At 63.2% G+C, this 15,678-nt stretch carries 18 protein-coding genes; 7 read left to right on the top strand and 11 right to left on the bottom strand.

The window, feature by feature from the left end; genetic code table 11:
• Positions 1-203 precede the first annotated feature (203 nt).
• On the top strand, positions 204-1,259 hold the full coding sequence (locus ACYP01_RS08760; protein ID WP_003941851.1) for a ferredoxin--NADP reductase: 1,056 nt from the start codon (positions 204-206) through the stop codon (positions 1,257-1,259).
• Here ACYP01_RS08760 and ACYP01_RS08755 read toward each other — a convergent pair.
• Both ACYP01_RS08755 and ACYP01_RS08750 read right to left on the bottom strand, forming a co-directional pair.
• Positions 1,231-2,547 (bottom strand): glycosyltransferase family 87 protein, encoded by a 1,317-nt coding sequence (locus ACYP01_RS08755; RefSeq protein WP_459679447.1) that lies wholly within the window; start codon positions 2,545-2,547, stop codon positions 1,231-1,233. The two genes, ACYP01_RS08760 and ACYP01_RS08755, sit on opposite strands and share 29 nt — an antisense overlap.
• A 38-nt stretch (positions 2,548-2,585) precedes the next feature.
• Positions 2,586-3,323 (bottom strand): DNA alkylation repair protein, encoded by a 738-nt coding sequence (locus ACYP01_RS08750; protein WP_042453138.1) that lies wholly within the window; start codon positions 3,321-3,323, stop codon positions 2,586-2,588.
• Between the two features lie 361 nt (positions 3,324-3,684).
• Here ACYP01_RS08750 and ACYP01_RS08745 point away from each other — a divergent pair, with 361 nt between their 5' ends.
• Positions 3,685-4,053, top strand: coding sequence for an SPW repeat domain-containing protein (locus ACYP01_RS08745; RefSeq protein ID WP_003941901.1), 369 nt, complete (start codon positions 3,685-3,687; stop codon positions 4,051-4,053).
• A gap of 71 nt (positions 4,054-4,124) precedes the next feature.
• Here ACYP01_RS08745 and ACYP01_RS08740 read toward each other — a convergent pair whose 3' ends face one another.
• Positions 4,125-4,889: a glutamate racemase gene (locus ACYP01_RS08740; protein ID WP_070162580.1), complete on the bottom strand. Its 765-nt coding sequence runs from the start codon at positions 4,887-4,889 to the stop codon at positions 4,125-4,127.
• 42 nt (positions 4,890-4,931) lie between these two features.
• Entirely contained in the window at positions 4,932-6,110 is a 1,179-nt protein-coding gene (locus ACYP01_RS08735) for an NAD(P)/FAD-dependent oxidoreductase (protein WP_459679443.1), read from the bottom strand.
• Between the two features lie 184 nt (positions 6,111-6,294).
• Between ACYP01_RS08735 and ACYP01_RS08730 the strand changes: the two genes are divergently transcribed.
• Genes ACYP01_RS08730 through ACYP01_RS08710 form a run of 5 tightly spaced genes read left to right on the top strand, consistent with a single transcriptional unit; the run spans position 6,295 to position 8,838 of the window.
• On the top strand, positions 6,295-6,762 hold the full coding sequence (locus ACYP01_RS08730) for an Asp23/Gls24 family envelope stress response protein (protein WP_003941912.1): 468 nt from the start codon (positions 6,295-6,297) through the stop codon (positions 6,760-6,762).
• Positions 6,759-7,136, top strand: a complete 378-nt coding sequence (locus tag ACYP01_RS08725; RefSeq protein WP_042453130.1) for a hypothetical protein — start codon at positions 6,759-6,761, stop codon at positions 7,134-7,136. Before ACYP01_RS08730 ends, ACYP01_RS08725 begins: the two co-directional genes overlap by 4 nt.
• A gap of 1 nt (position 7,137) precedes the next feature.
• Complete coding sequence (locus tag ACYP01_RS08720) at positions 7,138-7,317, top strand: hypothetical protein (protein WP_003942043.1); 180 nt, start codon at positions 7,138-7,140, stop codon at positions 7,315-7,317.
• Positions 7,304-8,278 (top strand): DUF6286 domain-containing protein, encoded by a 975-nt coding sequence (locus tag ACYP01_RS08715; protein ID WP_459679440.1) that lies wholly within the window; start codon positions 7,304-7,306, stop codon positions 8,276-8,278. Before ACYP01_RS08720 ends, ACYP01_RS08715 begins: the two co-directional genes overlap by 14 nt.
• Entirely contained in the window at positions 8,275-8,838 is a 564-nt protein-coding gene (locus ACYP01_RS08710) for a hypothetical protein (RefSeq protein ID WP_003942084.1), read from the top strand. The genes ACYP01_RS08715 and ACYP01_RS08710 overlap by 4 nt, the downstream gene beginning before the upstream one ends.
• 136 nt (positions 8,839-8,974) lie before the next feature.
• On the opposite strand, the gene tuf is transcribed toward ACYP01_RS08710, so the two are convergent.
• The 7 genes from tuf to ACYP01_RS08675 all read right to left on the bottom strand — a co-directional run bounded on the left by tuf (position 8,975) and on the right by ACYP01_RS08675 (position 15,633).
• Positions 8,975-10,165, bottom strand: coding sequence for an elongation factor Tu (gene tuf, locus ACYP01_RS08705; RefSeq protein ID WP_003941926.1), 1,191 nt, complete (start codon positions 10,163-10,165; stop codon positions 8,975-8,977).
• 125 nt (positions 10,166-10,290) lie between these two features.
• Positions 10,291-12,393 (bottom strand): elongation factor G, encoded by a 2,103-nt coding sequence (fusA, locus tag ACYP01_RS08700; RefSeq protein WP_003942073.1) that lies wholly within the window; start codon positions 12,391-12,393, stop codon positions 10,291-10,293.
• A gap of 200 nt (positions 12,394-12,593) precedes the next feature.
• Positions 12,594-13,064: a 30S ribosomal protein S7 gene (gene rpsG, locus ACYP01_RS08695; protein WP_003941856.1), complete on the bottom strand. Its 471-nt coding sequence runs from the start codon at positions 13,062-13,064 to the stop codon at positions 12,594-12,596.
• Positions 13,064-13,438, bottom strand: coding sequence for a 30S ribosomal protein S12 (gene rpsL / locus ACYP01_RS08690; RefSeq protein WP_003941908.1), 375 nt, complete (start codon positions 13,436-13,438; stop codon positions 13,064-13,066). Before rpsL ends, rpsG begins: the two co-directional genes overlap by 1 nt.
• A gap of 409 nt (positions 13,439-13,847) precedes the next feature.
• On the bottom strand, positions 13,848-14,393 hold the full coding sequence (locus ACYP01_RS08685; protein WP_058227502.1) for a DUF3558 domain-containing protein: 546 nt from the start codon (positions 14,391-14,393) through the stop codon (positions 13,848-13,850).
• Positions 14,390-14,938 carry a DUF3558 domain-containing protein gene (locus tag ACYP01_RS08680; protein WP_003941874.1) on the bottom strand — a complete coding sequence of 183 codons (549 nt, stop codon included), beginning with the start codon at positions 14,936-14,938 and terminating at the stop codon, positions 14,390-14,392. Before ACYP01_RS08680 ends, ACYP01_RS08685 begins: the two co-directional genes overlap by 4 nt.
• 83 nt (positions 14,939-15,021) lie before the next feature.
• Positions 15,022-15,633: a TetR/AcrR family transcriptional regulator gene (locus ACYP01_RS08675; RefSeq protein ID WP_003942008.1), complete on the bottom strand. Its 612-nt coding sequence runs from the start codon at positions 15,631-15,633 to the stop codon at positions 15,022-15,024.
• Positions 15,634-15,678: the final 45 nt, after the last annotated feature.

Here is a 15,678-nt window from a genome sequence, read left to right as displayed (position 1 = left end):
GTTCGGGCAGGTCGACGCCACCCCGGACTGCCAGGACGGCTGGATCAGACCGCCGTGGTTCCCGCTGATCGGGAACGTGTTGCTCGGCGACTACGATCCCCAGTAGCTTTTCATCACTGCTAACATTGAACTAGAACACGTTCTAGATGTTGCACTTCACTGACCTGCGCTTTACCCAGCTTCACGAGAGGACTAGCTTCGCGATGACGACAGTCGAGGTACCGCACAGCTCGCGATCGGCGGTACTCACCGTGTCCGGAGTCATCGAAGAGACTTCCGACGCCCGGTCGCTGGTGTTCGAGATTCCCGCAGAACTGAAGGACAAGTTCGACTACAAGCCAGGTCAATTCCTGACCCTGCGCATCCCGAGTGATCAGACCGGCTCGGTCGCACGCTGCTACTCGCTGGCCAGTTCACCCTTCACCGACGACGCCCCCAAGGTGACCGTCAAGCGAACCGTCGACGGCTACGGCTCCAACTGGTTGTGCGACAAGCTCCAGGTCGGCGACACCATCGAAGTGCTGCCGCCGTCAGGTGTCTTCACGCCCAAGTCGCTCGATCACGACTTCCTGCTCTTCGGTGCAGGCAGCGGTATCACTCCGGTGATCTCGATCCTCAAGTCCGCCCTCACGCAGGGCAGCGGCAACGTCGTGCTGATCTACGCGAACCGCGACGAGAAGTCCGTCATCTTCGGCGCCGAACTTCGCGAATTGGCAGCGCAACACCCCGGCCGCCTCACCGTTGTCCACTGGATCGAAACCGTGCAGGGACTCCCCGCCGTCTCACAGTTGGCGACACTGGCCAAGCCATTTGTCGCGTACGAGGCCTTCATGTGCGGTCCAGGCCCCTTCATGGACGCCGTCCACAAGGCACTGGCAGAGGCCGGCATGCCCCGCACGCAGGTTCACGCCGAGGTCTTCAATTCACTCGCGGGTGACCCGTTCCGTGACGTCGAGGTAGCCGAGGTCTCCGACGAGGAAGCAGCCGACGCCGCAACCGTCGAGGTCGAACTGGACGGTGAAACCCACACCCTCGTCTGGCCGCGCAAGCAGACGCTCGTCGACATCATGCTCGCCAAGGGCCTCGACGTGCCGTACTCCTGCCAGGAAGGCGAGTGCGGGTCGTGTGCCTGCACCGTCACCGAAGGCGAAGTTCAGATGGACAACTCCGAAATCCTCGACGCCGAGGACGTGGCGAACGGCTACATCCTCGGTTGCCAGGCGAAGCCGATCACCGATCACCTGAAGATCGAGTTCTGAACCCTGCCTCGATGCATGACGGCCCCTGATTCCCTGCGGAATCGGGGGCTTTGTCATGTTCGGAGTCTCCCGAGTCATCTTCCGAGTCCCGCCGCGAAACCCACACCGGCGCCGTTGTGGGCAACCGCCACAGCGCAAGAATCAGTGCGAGGGTCACGATCAGGAAACCCTCACGAAGGAGCAACCCGAACGGCAGCAGGAGCGGCGACGTCTCGATGAACTGCTGTCCCATACTCGGCCCGCAGTAGACGATGGCCAACCCCAGAGCGGCCGCACCGAACTGCAGCGGCGATCGAAGCCGAAAGAGAACCGTGACGGCAGCAGGCACGAGATACACCCAGTGGTGAATCCAGCTGATCGGCGAAAGAATCGGCGCGCTCAATCCGATCACCAACGCCGCATCGACCGCTCGCCCGACGCGATAGACATCTCGGGCGATCCATAGCGCTACCCCCGCGCACAGCACGGTCGACGGCATCGCCAGAGACGCTGTCCATGGGCCCAGCGCGGCAAGTCCGCCCTGCAGCGAACTGTTGCCGGCACTCGCGATCGCCTGCCCGCTCAAATCCACCCGGTCGCTGAGGTTCCAGACGACGTCCGACCAGAAGGTCCAGCTGACGACCGGGTCCACCACTGCTGCGACGGCGGTCGCCGCGGCAAATCCGATCGAACTCCAGATCGCGAGTCGCCACTGCTTCGTGACGACGAAGTAGACGATGAAGAGAGCCGGAGTCAGCTTGATCGCGGCCGCGACGCCAATCAGCAGTCCTCGCGGAAACCACCGGCCGAATCTCGAATCCTCTCGGCGAGTCACGTCGAGCAGTACGAGCACCATCAGCACCAAGTTCACCTGGCCGAATGAGATGTGCGCACTGACGATGGGGGTCACCGACACGGCCAGGACCAATGCCGCCATGACGAGCGGCCGCTTGGGGACGCGAGCGGGAGTGAACCTCGCAACCGTCCACACCAACGCCGCGATGCACAATCCCGACCACAGCAGATAGGCAGTCCACCAGTCGAAGAGGACAGTCGGGCAGAGGAAGATCACCGCGAATGGGGTGTAGGTGAACGGCATACCCTCTTCGACGATCAACGGGCCGGACAGATTGCCCTCGTAGATGTTCGATCCCGCTGCGAACGCCTGGGCAGCGTAGCGGTAGACGAGAAAATCAACGGGTTCGACGGCTCGAACGGAGTACACGAGATAACACAGAGCTGCGACGCCGGCAGCGATCAGTGAACCGATCGTCACAATTCGAGACGCCTCGACACGGGTGGCGGGCATACCGAGAATCGTCCCACAACCTACCGAGCGGTACTTCGCTAGCGGGCCGCCCGGAAGTGCGCTCGCTCTTCTGCGGTCAGGTGTTCGCACGCGTAGCTCAGCGCCGTGCGTCCCATGTCTGCTGCATTCTTCGCGAGGAAACCGGTCAACAAATCCCGGTCCACCCGCTTGCCCACCTCGCGGAGCATCCAGCCCATCGCTTTCTGGGTCAAGTCTCGTCGATCACCCAGCACCTGCGCGGCAAGCTCGAGCGTGGTCGACCCGTCGCCGCGAGTGATGAATCCGTAAGTCGTCAGCAGCGCCACCCGTCGTCGCCACAGGTCACCCGAATCGGAAAGCTCGAAGATCAGCCGGCGATCTCGGTCGTACAGCCAGCCGCCGAGGATCTGTCCGGCGGACGAATCCACGAGATCCCAATTGTTCACCCGCCCGTCCTCGACAGCGCTGAGATAGAAGTCGGCGATGCGGGCGCGACTCTCGTCGTCGAAAAATTTTGGGCGACTGACCTTTTCGAATCGAGCAACCAGGATCAACAGACCGGCCAACCGATGCTCGTGGACGTCGCTGTCGAGAAGGAGGCGTACCTGAGGCAACTCGAGACCGACATGCTTCTTCACCACCGAACGCGTCTTCGGTACTCGCACACCGATGAAGACGTCACCCTCGCCGTACTCCCCCGGCGCTGTCTTGAAGAACTTCTGTAGCTGGACGGCATCCGCGGGATCCGCGAGGTCGGCCAACTGTTCGATCACGTCCTGGGCACTCGATTGCGTCACCCCAGAACCTTCTCACGGGTCGTCTGTGCGGACTCTTCGATTCTCTCAGCGTCCTCACACCGTGTGCCCTGCTCGGCCACAGGTCGGCAGACGACACTCGAGGACAGTCAGTGAAAGGACCACCCATGATCACCGCCGCTATCGCATTCACCACTCTCACCCTCATGGCACTCTCGGGACATATCGCGGCCAGCGCTCCGCGCGGGCTCGTGGCAATCCGGACGAATAGTCACAAATCTTGATATTCGAGCCTCCACATCGCCTCTAACTGCAACGCGAATGCAATTGGCGGAGAGTTGATCTCGATCTGCCGCGGGCGTGTACTACAGGTGGACACACTCTCGTCTTTGGAGGTCTCGTCATGAAGTCGTGGAATCGAATGCAAGATGCCGTCGCGGTGGTTCTCGGCGTCTTTGCGGCTCTCTCGCCGATGTGGCTCGACACCACCGATCGGGCAATGTGGTCACTCGTCGTCCTGGGTGTCCTGGTTGCACTGTCGGGTCTGGCGCACATGGCACGTCCGGACATGGCCATGGCGGATTACGCGATGGGCGTTTTCGGCGTCTTGATGTTCATTTCACCCTGGGTCATGAGCTTCGACGCTCTACGCGGTGCGTCTTGGACGGCCTGGGTGGTCGGGGTCCTGACCGTTGTGGTCGCGGTGAGTGCGATGCCGGTGATGAGTGCGCGGATGCATCACGGGGGTCACGGCGGCGTAGCCGCACATTGACGGAGCGGCGTAGCCGCCCATTGACAGAGCGGAGTAGCTGCCCGTTGATGAATGGCTGAATACAGGTTGGATCAGGCTTTGATCGCGCCCAACAACCGCCCGGCGTCGAAGGCTTCGGCGCTGGGCGGTAGCGCGCCCGGACGACCACTCACGAAAACCTCGACGGTTCCCGATCCTTCACCCGCGTCACCGAGCCCGTCGATCCGCCGCAGGGTCTGTCGTGCAACGGCTTCGGCACTGTCGAAGAGTGTGACGCCGGCGGGTAGCCGCGCTGCGATTTCGTCCGCGAGCAGTGGGTAGTGCGTGCAGCCGAGGACAACGCCGTTGACGTCGTCCGGCGTCCGTGTCACTGCGGATTCGATAGCTGCAAGTGCGGCTGCACGATCACCGAGGTCTATCGAATCGGCCAGGCCGTGGCACGGCACCCCGACGACCTTGGCGCCGTTGCCGAACTGTTCGATCAGATCGGCTTGGTACCGGCTGGCAGTCGTCGCGGCGGTAGCCCAGATCGCCACTGAATCGCACGCGGCGGCCGCGGGCTTGATCGCGGGCACCGTTCCGATGACCGGCACACCCGGCCCGACCAGTTCGCGGACGTGTGGGAGAGCGGTGACGCTCGCGGTATTGCATGGAAGAACGATGACCTGAGCCCCACGATCGAGGCTCCGCCGCACCGCACCGAGTACCCGGTCGACGACCCACGGCTCGGGCTTGGGCCCCCAGGGGGCGCCGTCCGGATCGAGGGACAGCACAAGATCGAGATCCGGGCGCAGGCGTCTGAGCCACGCAGAGGTAGGGAGCAGGCCCAGTCCCGAGTCGATGAGTGCAACGATCACCGCACAAATCTATCGTCTCGGAACCGGTCCTGCCTCATCCGTTCAGGCCGGTGTGGACTCCAACACGTCCGAGATGGGCGTGCCGGCTGCGATCTTCGCGCGCATCTTCATCACAGCTCCCGCGCTACCGCCGCCGACGACAGCTGCCAGCACACCGTCGCGCTCGTAGTATGCGACGAACTTTCGGCCGTCGTCCTTCACGATGTGAACGGTGTCCGTGGGTGCGACGGTCCCCAATGCCTGGATCTTGACATCGTACTGATCGCTCCAGAAGTACGGAACCTGCGCCGGCGCATCCGGATCACCCGTTCCGGTGATCGCTCCCGCCAGGATCTTGGCCTGGTCCCCAGCATTGGTCCAGTGTTCGACACGCTTGCGTCGATCTCCGATCTGCCAGGACGCGACGTCGCCGACCGCCCAGACGTGTTCGGTGCTGGTGCGGCCGACGCCGTCGCAGAGCACTCCGCTGTCGAGTTCGATCCCCGAACCGTCGAGCCATCCCGTGACCGGCACCGAACCGACTCCGATCGCGACCACGTCGACCGGGATTTCCGAACCGTCGCTCAAGGTCGCAGCGGCAACCGCTCCGTCGCCGGACAGCGAGGTCAAGCCCGTACCGACTCGGACGTCGATGCCCTCGTTCCGATGCAGACGTTCGACGAGGGCGCCGACGGTGGGGCCGAGCACCGACGCCAGCGGCGTCGGCTGGGGTTCGAGCAACACGACGTCGACGCCGTGAGACTTCATGCTCGCGGCCAGTTCGCAGCCGATGAAGCCGGCCCCGACGATCAGCGCACGCTTACCGGGAGCAAGGTCGGCGCGGAGGGCCAACGCTTCCTCGATGGAGCGCAGAACGTGCACTCCGGACAACTCCGGAAGGCCGGCGATGCGACGCGGAGTCAGTCCGGTCGCGATGACCAACTCGTCGTAGTCCAGGGTGGATCCGTCGGCGAACGCCACCGACTTGGCGACCGTGTCCACCGAGGTTGCCGGCGAACCGAGCTTGAGATCGACCTTGTTCTCGACGTAGAACTCGGCCGGACGCAAGGTCGTCTCGTCCTTGTCGCCGCGGATCACTTCCTTCGACAACGGAGGCCTGTCGTAGGGCAGATGCGTTTCCCCACCCGCGAGCGTCAATTCACCTTCGAAACCAGCTCGTCGCAGTTCCTCGACGGTCCGCAGTCCCGACAAACCCGCACCCACGATCACTATCCGTGCCACCACGTACCACCCTGTCCGACCCACGTCACTTGCAGCGCTCACTATGAACGCCGTCACTATTTGCCTCCGACTCTGCCATACCAAATGCCGGAGTAGGTGTGGTGCATCCCGCATGGTCACCTACCAGTCACTACAGTTGGAGGTACTTCAGACGCACGCACTGACACATGAGCAGGGAGCCCCCATGACCAGCGATTCCAGTGAAAAGAACAGCGTCCGATTCGGCGCCGACGGTGGCGCGGAACTAGTCAGCACCCAGGGTAAGACGATCATCGCCGACGCCGTGGTCGCCAAGATCGCCGGTATCGCGACCCGCGAGATCAACGGCGTGTACGACGTCGGCGGGGGCACAGCGCGTGCGGTGGGGGCACTTCGCGACCGCATACCGGGCGCCCGCGTCAACCATGCCCAGGGCGTGGCGGTGGAGGTAGGCGAGAAACAAGCCGCCATCGACATCGGCATTGTCGCCGAGTACGGCGTCGCACTCCACGAACTGGCGGTAGGTATCCGCCGCAACGTCATTGCCGCAGTGGAAAGCATGACGGGTCTCGAGGTCACCGAGGTCAACATCACCGTCTTCGACGTCATGCTCTTCGAGGATGCAGAGAGCGGCGGCAGTACCGATCCGGAAGCCAAGCCGAGGGTTCAGTGAGTACCGCCGACGCCGGCCGCGAGATCGACGCGGCCGAGGTAGTCGCCGACGCGGTTCTTGCCATCCCGGAAGTGGCAGATCTGCACGGAGGACAGTTCGGCGAAGTGGGAACCTACCTCCCCGGACGCCGCATCACCGGCGTCGTCGTCGACGAAAACTCCTGTGCTGTACACATTTCCGTTCACTATCCGGCAGACGTTCGCAGCGTCGCCGAACGCGTACGAGCGGTGGTGGCGAGATTGGTCGACGTACCGGTGAACGTGACCGTCGGCGACCTGTCGACAGCGGGATATCTACCCGTTGATGCCGAAAATGCAGTCACCGAGCCTGCCACCGTCACAGACATTGCACCGAACATTCGAGAAGGGAACTGACATGAACAGCACCACCGTCGGACTGCTGGTCGGTCTGCTCCTCGCACTCGCCGGAATCATGGGTGGGTTCAGCGGTTTCGTCTTCGCAGTCCTGCTCGGCGCCGCCGGTATGGCGATCGGAGCACACCGCGACGGACATCTCGACCTCGGCGCGATCCTCCGAAGCCGTGGCCGTGGCTGAGCCGTCCGATCCCAGCGCAGCGGACGATCCTGGCCTACGCGGCTCCTTGGTCATCAAGGACCGTGCGATGGCCAAGATCGCCACGGCCGCAGCGGTGAACGTCCCGGGGGTGGTCCGCCAGTCCGGTGGCTTGACCCGCCTGACCGGACGCGATCTTCCGCGAGCCGACATCTCGATGGGTAGCGACGCCGTCGCGATCAATCTCTTCCTCGCCGTGTCCTGGCCGTGTTCGGTCACCGAGTTGACCGGCCGGGTGCGAACGGAAGTCGGTCGCAGCGTCGAATCGCTGACCGGGCTTCCACTCCACGACATGAACGTGATGATCGCGGCAACCGAGGGTTCTGACGACTCCTGTGTTTCCGGCGTCGAGATCGCGGAGGGCCCGGCACAGCAGGCACTCTCGGATCCGATTCCGCCGCGGGTCCCCTCTGCGAACCCGGCGGCCGCGGTTTCGGCCTTCGTCATCGCGTGTGGTCTACTCGCACTCGCCTTCGTTGTCTCGCGCGAATGGTTCATCAACCGTGGAACTTTCGAATCGGCACCCTGGATCCGAAACTCCGTGGAGTGGACGTCTCGTCTGCACTGGCAACCGTGGCTACTTCCGGTGGCGATCGCTGCCGTTGTCGCGGGTGTTGTCCTGATAATGTCGGCGATCAAACGCCGTGCGAAAACCCATGTCCCACTCGGGAACCCGAGCGCATCGACGGTGTGGATGCGGCCGACTGACATTGCACGTCTGTGCAGTAGCCACGCAGCGGTCGTTCCCGGCGTCGGCTCGGCTCACACCAGCGTCGACCGTAAACACGTCAAGGTTCACATCGAATCGACCGGTGGCGATCGAGCTGAACTTGCCGCAGCCGTCGACGCGGCGGTTCGGCCCCACCTCGCGATACTGCAGCGGCCACTGCAACTTTCGGTTGTCGTGCGAGAAACTGTAGTACGACGAAAGGACGCCTCGTGAACCGTTGGATCTCCGCGGTCGATCGGATCATCGTCCTCATCGTCGGAATCGCACTCCTCGCGGCGGGCGCATACGCCATCGCGTGGGACGCGGGCGCGTCGCTGATTCGAACCTGGGTGTCACGCCTCGATCGGGAGGTCCTCTTCGGCCTTCCGGAGGAGCCTTGGTGGCACTGGGTACTGTCGGGCACCTTCGTCCTCTGCGTCTTCGCCGGTTTCGGGCTGTTGTACCTGAACCTTCGCCGGCGCCGTACGAGCGCAGTCACATTGCGGCACAACGAATCCGGTACCGACGTCAGCGTGGATCTCGGACCCGTCGCTGACGGCGTAGCGGCCGAACTCGCTCAACTGACCGGCGTGCGGAGCACCAAGAGCAAAGCGACGGTCGATCGCGGACTGCCGACGCTGTCGATTGTCGTCACTGCAGATCCGTCGATCGACGTCGCCGGATTCACCGCTTCGGCCGAACGCATCGCCGGCGCAACCAGGCGCAGCCTCGACGGCTCAACCGTCGCAGTACAGGTTCTGCTGCACCTCGACCGGGTGGAAGCCAACAAGTAAGTAAGAAGCACGCAGGCACCCGATCACCGAACACTCGATCACAGGCCACTCGATCAAAGACACAGAAAAGGCGCTCACTCCCCGAAGGGAATGAGCGCCTTTTCAGTGCTGTGAATCAGCTAGCGAGACAAGAGTCTCACTTGATGATCTTGGCAACCTTGCCGGCGCCGACCGTACGGCCGCCTTCGCGAATTGCGAAGCGCAGGCCCTCGTCCATGGCGACAGGCTGGATCAGCTTGACGGACATCTCGGTGTTGTCACCGGGCATGACCATCTCGGTGCCCTCAGGCAGCGTCACGACGCCCGTAACGTCCGTGGTACGGAAGTAGAACTGCGGGCGGTAGTTGTTGAAGAACGGGGTGTGGCGGCCGCCCTCGTCCTTCGACAGGATGTATGCCTGGCCCTCGAACTCCGTGTGGGGAGTCGTGGTGCCCGGCTTGACGACAACCTGTCCACGCTCGACATCTTCGCGCTTGATGCCACGAACGAGCAGTCCGACGTTGTCGCCGGCCTGGCCCGAGTCGAGCAGCTTGCGGAACATCTCGATACCCGTGACCGTGGTCTTGGTCGAGGTTTCCTTGATGCCGACGATCTCGACCTCTTCGTTGACGTTGACAACGCCACGCTCGATACGACCGGTGACAACGGTGCCACGGCCGGTGATCGTGAAGACGTCCTCGACGGGCATGAGGAAGGGCTTCTCGGTCTCACGAATCGGGTCCGGGATGGACTCGTCGACAGCAGCCATCAGGTCGAGAATGGACTGCGTCCACTTCGGGTCACCCTCGAGTGCCTTGAGTGCCGAGATCGGAATGACGGGGGCTTCCTCGTCGAATTCCTGAGCGGCCAGCAGTTCGCGGACCTCCATCTCGACGAGCTCGAGGATCTCGTCGTCGTCAACCATGTCGGCCTTGTTCAGGGCGACGAGGATGTAAGGAACGCCAACCTGGCGAGCGAGCAGGACATGCTCGCGCGTCTGGGGCATCGGGCCGTCGGTAGCTGCGACGACGAGGATAGCGCCGTCCATCTGAGCTGCGCCGGTGATCATGTTCTTGATGTAGTCGGCGTGACCCGGTGCATCGACGTGCGCGTAGTGGCGCTTTTCCGTCTGGTACTCAACATGCGAGATGTTGATCGTGATGCCACGAGCCTTTTCCTCGGGAGCCTTGTCGATCTGATCGAAGGCCGAAGCCTCGTTCAGGTCGGGGAATGCATCCGCGAGAACCTTGGTGATGGCCGCCGTCGTCGTGGTCTTGCCGTGGTCGACGTGACCAATGGTGCCGATGTTCACGTGCGGCTTCGTCCGCTCGAACTTCGCCTTCGCCACTTTGTGTCCTCCTGGACTGTTGTTGCTTGCCGTATGCAGCAGTGCGGTTGGTTGTTACTAGGTCGTGCTTCGTGCCGGAAGAAACCGAGGTTACTTGCCGGCGCGGGCTGGGGAGCTCGCTGTGCTTACTCGCCCGTCGCCTTGGCGATGATTTCCTTCGAGACGTTCGCGGGAACCTCTGCGTAGGAATCGAACACCATGGAGAAGTTCGCTCGGCCCTGGGTCTTCGACCGCAGGTCACCGATGTAACCGAACATCTCCGAGAGCGGAACCAGCGCCTTCACGACACGGGCACCACTGCGTTCCTCCATGGCCTGGATCTGGCCACGGCGGGAGTTGAGGTCGCCGATCACGTCGCCCATGTACTCCTCGGGCGTTGTGACCTCGACAGCCATGAGCGGCTCGAGAATGACGGGGCCGGCCTTGCGGGCGGCTTCCTTCAGTGCCTGCGAACCGGCAACCTTGAACGCCATTTCCGAGGAGTCGACGTCGTGGTAAGCACCATCGAGCAGCGACAGCTTCAGGTTCACGAGCGGGTAGCCGGCGAGAACACCGTACTGCATCGCGTCCTGCGCACCGGCATCCACGGAGGGGATGTACTCGCGCGGGATACGTCCGCCGGAGACCTTGTTCTCGAACTCGTAGGTAGCACCGTCTTCGCCCACGAAAGGCTCCAGAGCGATGATGACCTTTGCGAACTGGCCCGAGCCACCCGTCTGCTTCTTGTGGGTGTAGTCGTGCTTCTCGACCTTCTTGGTGATGGTCTCGCGGTACGCAACCTGCGGCTTACCGACGTTCGCCTCGACCTTGAACTCGCGACGCATGCGGTCGACGAGGATGTCGAGGTGGAGCTCGCCCATACCGCCGATGACGGTCTGACCGGTCTCTTCGTCGAGCTCGACCGAGAAGGTCGGGTCCTCTTCGGCGAGCTTCTGGATCGCGACGCCCAGCTTCTCCTGGTCGGACTTGGTCTTGGGCTCGATGGAGACCTGGATGACCGGCGCGGGGAACGACATCGACTCGAGGACGATGGGGCTCGCCTGATCGCACAAGGTGTCACCGGTGGTGGTGTCCTTGAGGCCGATCATCGCGTAGATGTGGCCGGCTACGGCCTCGTCTACCGGGTTCTCCTTGTTGGCGTGCATCTGGAAGAGCTTTCCGATGCGCTCCTTCTTGCCCTTGGTTGCGTTGAGCACCTGAGCGCCCGGATCGATACGACCCGAGTACACGCGGACGAAGGTCAGCTTGCCGAAGAACGGGTGAGCAGCGATCTTGAAGGCGAGAGCCGAGAACGGCTCTTCCTTGCTCGGCTTGCGAGTGATCTCTACTTCTTCGTCACCGAGCTTGTGGCCGACGACCTCGCCGATGTCCAGCGGGTTCGGCAGGTAATCGATGACTGCGTCGAGCATGGGCTGAACGCCCTTGTTCTTGAACGCGGAGCCACAGATGACCGGGTACAGCTCGGAAGCGACCGTCATCTTGCGGATGGCGCCCTTGATTTCCTCGACCGTGAGCTCTTCGCCGCCGAAGTACTTCTCCATGAGAGCTTCGTCGGACTCGGCAACGGTTTCGAGCAGCTTCTCGCGGTACTCGGCAGCCTTCTCGACGAGGTCCGCGGGGATCTCTTCGATGGTCGGCAGTGCACCGGTCGGAACTACGCCGCGCCAGGTGATGGCACGCATCTCGACCAGGTCGACGACGCCGTCGAAGTCGTCCTCAGCGCCGATGGGCAGCTGGAGAACGAGCGGCTTCGCGCCCAAGCGGTCGATGATGGTCTGGACTGTGAAGTAGAAGTCCGCGCCCATCTTGTCCATCTTGTTGACGAAGCAGATGCGCGGAACGTCGTACTTGGCAGCCTGACGCCAAACCTGCTCGGACTGCGGCTCGACACCCTCTTTACCGTCGAAGACAGCAACTGCGCCGTCGAGCACGCGCAGCGACCGCTCCACCTCGACCGTGAAGTCGACGTGGCCGGGGGTGTCGATGATGTTGATCTGGTTGTTGTTCCAGAAGCAAGTCACGGCGGCAGACGTGATCGTGATGCCGCGTTCCTTCTCCTGCTCCATCCAGTCCGTCGTCGACGCACCGTCGTGCGTCTCACCGATCTTGTAATTGACACCGGTGTAGAACAGGATGCGCTCGGTGGTGGTGGTCTTGCCGGCATCGATGTGCGCCATGATGCCGATGTTGCGGACCTTGTTCAGGTCAGTCAGCACTTCCTGTGCCACAGGTTTCTTCCCCGCTCGTTGCTTGGTTTTCGGGTGTCGGCCTTATCGGTGTGTTCCACCGTCAGGGCCATGGTCTTTCAATTATGTCTCTGCCGAGGCGAACCTGGCCACCTGCGTCCGGAATCCGTCGCGATGATCAGGCCGCCAACGGCGACAAGCGTCGGAGCCCCACCCGATGGCAGTTGCTCCGACGCTTTACATCACCAGCGGTAGTGGGCGAATGCCTTGTTGGCTTCGGCCATCTTGTGAGTGTCTTCGCGACGCTTCACAGCTGCACCGAGGCCATTGCTGGCATCGAGGAGCTCGTTGGCGAGACGCTCGACCATGGTCTTCTCACGACGTGCACGCGAGAAGGTGACCAGCCAGCGCAGTGCCAGCGTGGTGGAACGACCGGGGCGAACCTCGACCGGCACCTGGTAGGTAGCGCCACCGACGCGGCGGCTACGAACCTCGAGTGCAGGCTTGACGTTGTCCAGGGCGCGCTTGAGGGTGACGACCGGATCGGTGCCGGTCTTCTCGCGTGCCTGCTCGAGAGCCTGGTACACGATTCGCTCTGCGGTGGACTTCTTGCCGTCCAGCAGGATCTTGTTGACGAGCTGCGTCACCAACGGGGAACCGTAAACCGGGTCGTTGATGAGCGGGCGCTTCGGAGCGGGGCCCTTACGTGGCATTAGCTCTTCTCCTTCTTGGCGCCGTAGCGGCTGCGTGCCTGCTTGCGACCCTTGACACCCTGGGTGTCGAGGGAGCCGCGGATGATCTTGTAACGGACACCCGGGAGGTCCTTCACACGACCGCCACGGACGAGCACCATGGAGTGCTCCTGAAGGTTGTGACCTTCACCGGGGATGTACGCGGTGACCTCGACCGAAGTCGTGAGGCGAACACGTGCGACCTTACGGAGCGCGGAGTTCGGCTTCTTGGGGGTGGTGGTGTACACGCGAGTGCACACGCCACGACGCTGCGGGCTGCCCTTGAGGGCTGCCGTCTTGACCTTGGCGGTCTTGTCGCGGCGACCCTTGCGGACCAGCTGGTTGATGGTTGGCATTTACCGGCTTTCTTGTGACGAACAGACTGCTCGAGCGAACTCGGGCCGTTCGAAAACGTGGCTGTTCTGAAATTAGGGATCTAGCAGTTGGAGCAAGAGAGCTGCTGCTCCTCACCCACCTCAGAGTCTGTACTCAGCACTTTCATGCCGCGCACTGCCCCCGAGGTCGGGCGTGTCGCATACCCCCACACAGGCAGCCGGATGCTCGTTCATCAGCAGTTTCTGCTCGAACGCGCGCACGGCAATACCTAGCTAGGCACACAGATCGGCCCGGGCATGCCGGACACGACCCATAACGATACCTGTCGGCGCGCCACGAGGTCAAAGCGAGGCCACGGTGATAGTGACCTCACGCTCTGACCAGACACTCTGGCTGCACACTCAGACCACGCAGCCGGACCGGTCGCGATCAGATGCTGCGGTTCAACGTCAACGCGCCGAGCTTTGCCGCAGCCTCGCACGGATCCGCGCCGCCTTGCGGCTCGGTGACCCACCAACCGAACACTCCCCCGGCCGGTGCGCTCGCGCTCACCCCGCAGCTCTGCGGATCGGCCGGCTGGCGAACCTGGTACCCGCCACTGCCGTTGATGTCGATTTTCGCCACCACGTATCCCAGATGCTCGAATGCAGCGCGCTCGTGATCGAGGGTGCCCGTCTCGAACCAGTTGAAGGTGATCTTGATCGGACCCGCGGTCCCGATGCCGTCCCAACGGCAGATAGCGCCGAAGAACCCACGCCCGACGGCGTCGGCACCCACGGCACCGGCGATCTGCTCGTCGGTGACGGCTTCGCATTCTTGGAGGACGTTCGCGAATTCCTGGCTGTCACTACCGCCGTAGCTGCCCTCCGCACGAGGAGTCCCGGTGACCACCGAGCCGCAGCCTGTCAGCAGAACCAGCGACCCCGCCAAGGCGAGTCCGATCCTTACGCGCTTCACGGCGCCCTCGAACTTCACTGTGCCCTCGAAACTGTTTTTTCCATCAGATCCCGCGCCACCGTGCATGGATCCGCGGTCGGTGGCAGCAAACCGTAGGTGATCGACCAGTGCACGAAGTCTCCGCCGAACGCGATACCCAACTCGCACAACGAACCTGCCGTGGACGCGATGAAGCCCTGGTGTCCACCGATCGTGATGTCGTCGGCAGGACGTCCGAGCAGGTCGGACCCGGCCCGTTCGCGGCCGATCGGGCTACCGCGGTACCAGGAGAAACTGACGCTCGGACCGTTCGAACCGGCGACTTCCCACTGGCACCCGACGCCGTTGCGCGTCGTCGTCGCAAAAGCGCCGAGATTGAAGGCGTTGACAACTTCCTCGTCGGTCACCGAGCCGCATTCGGCGAACATCGGGCCCGGATCCGTAGGTGCGAGTGCCTGCGAACCCGCACCGTCGCCCGGCTGATCGACGGACCCGTCACCGGAGCTGCAGCCGACCACAGCCGAGAGCACGGCAGCCGAGACCAATACCGAAGTCCCGATCGAAGTGAGAGTGCGTGCGGCCATGGAGCCGACTGTACTTCTCGGTGGCCCCCGACACACGCCACGTGCGCGTCGAGAGCACCGGCGCCGGCCCCGCCGCTACCGATTCAGGGAGTTGCCACCGGTACCCGAACAAGCGTGGAATCCAATTGCGCCGCCCACTGTTTGACCACCTCGGTGCGTCGGCGCGAGTCGTCTGTCAAGACATCAGCCAGCCCCAGCCCGCGGGCCAGGTCCAGGGTCGCCTGTACCAAGCGGTGCGTCACCGGGTCGGAGTCGTCGACACCCAGACTCTCGACGGCCATGCGGTGCGCGATGCGCCCGAATCGTTCCTCGAGGGGCAGTACGCGGGCACGCAGGTCGGGGTCGGAGGCAGCGGCCGTCCACACCTGCAGTGCTGCTTTGAACAGAGTCCCGGTGTAGTACTCCACCAACCGCGAAATGATCGCCTCGGTTCGTCCGGCACCCACCGGAAGGTCGGTCGATTCCTTTCGTGCCTGATCCATCCGGGCGTCGAACATCACCTCGAGCGCCGCGGTGATGAGGTCCTCGCGGGTCGGGAAGTGATGCTGCATCGCGCCTCTGGACACCCCGGCACGCTGCGCGACGACGCTCATCGTCGTTGCGCTCCACCCGAGTTCGGCGAGACACTCCACAGTCACTTCGAGCAGGTGGGAGCGCGTGACTCGACTTCGGTCCTGCTTGGGCTCTCGAGTCATCGCGCCGCCATCCCTTCTACTTCTGTGTTCCAGCGCTTCTGTGTC

The organism is Rhodococcus sp. no. 34 (assembly GCF_054589475.1).
This window is presented reverse-complemented; position numbering and strand designations above follow the sequence as displayed.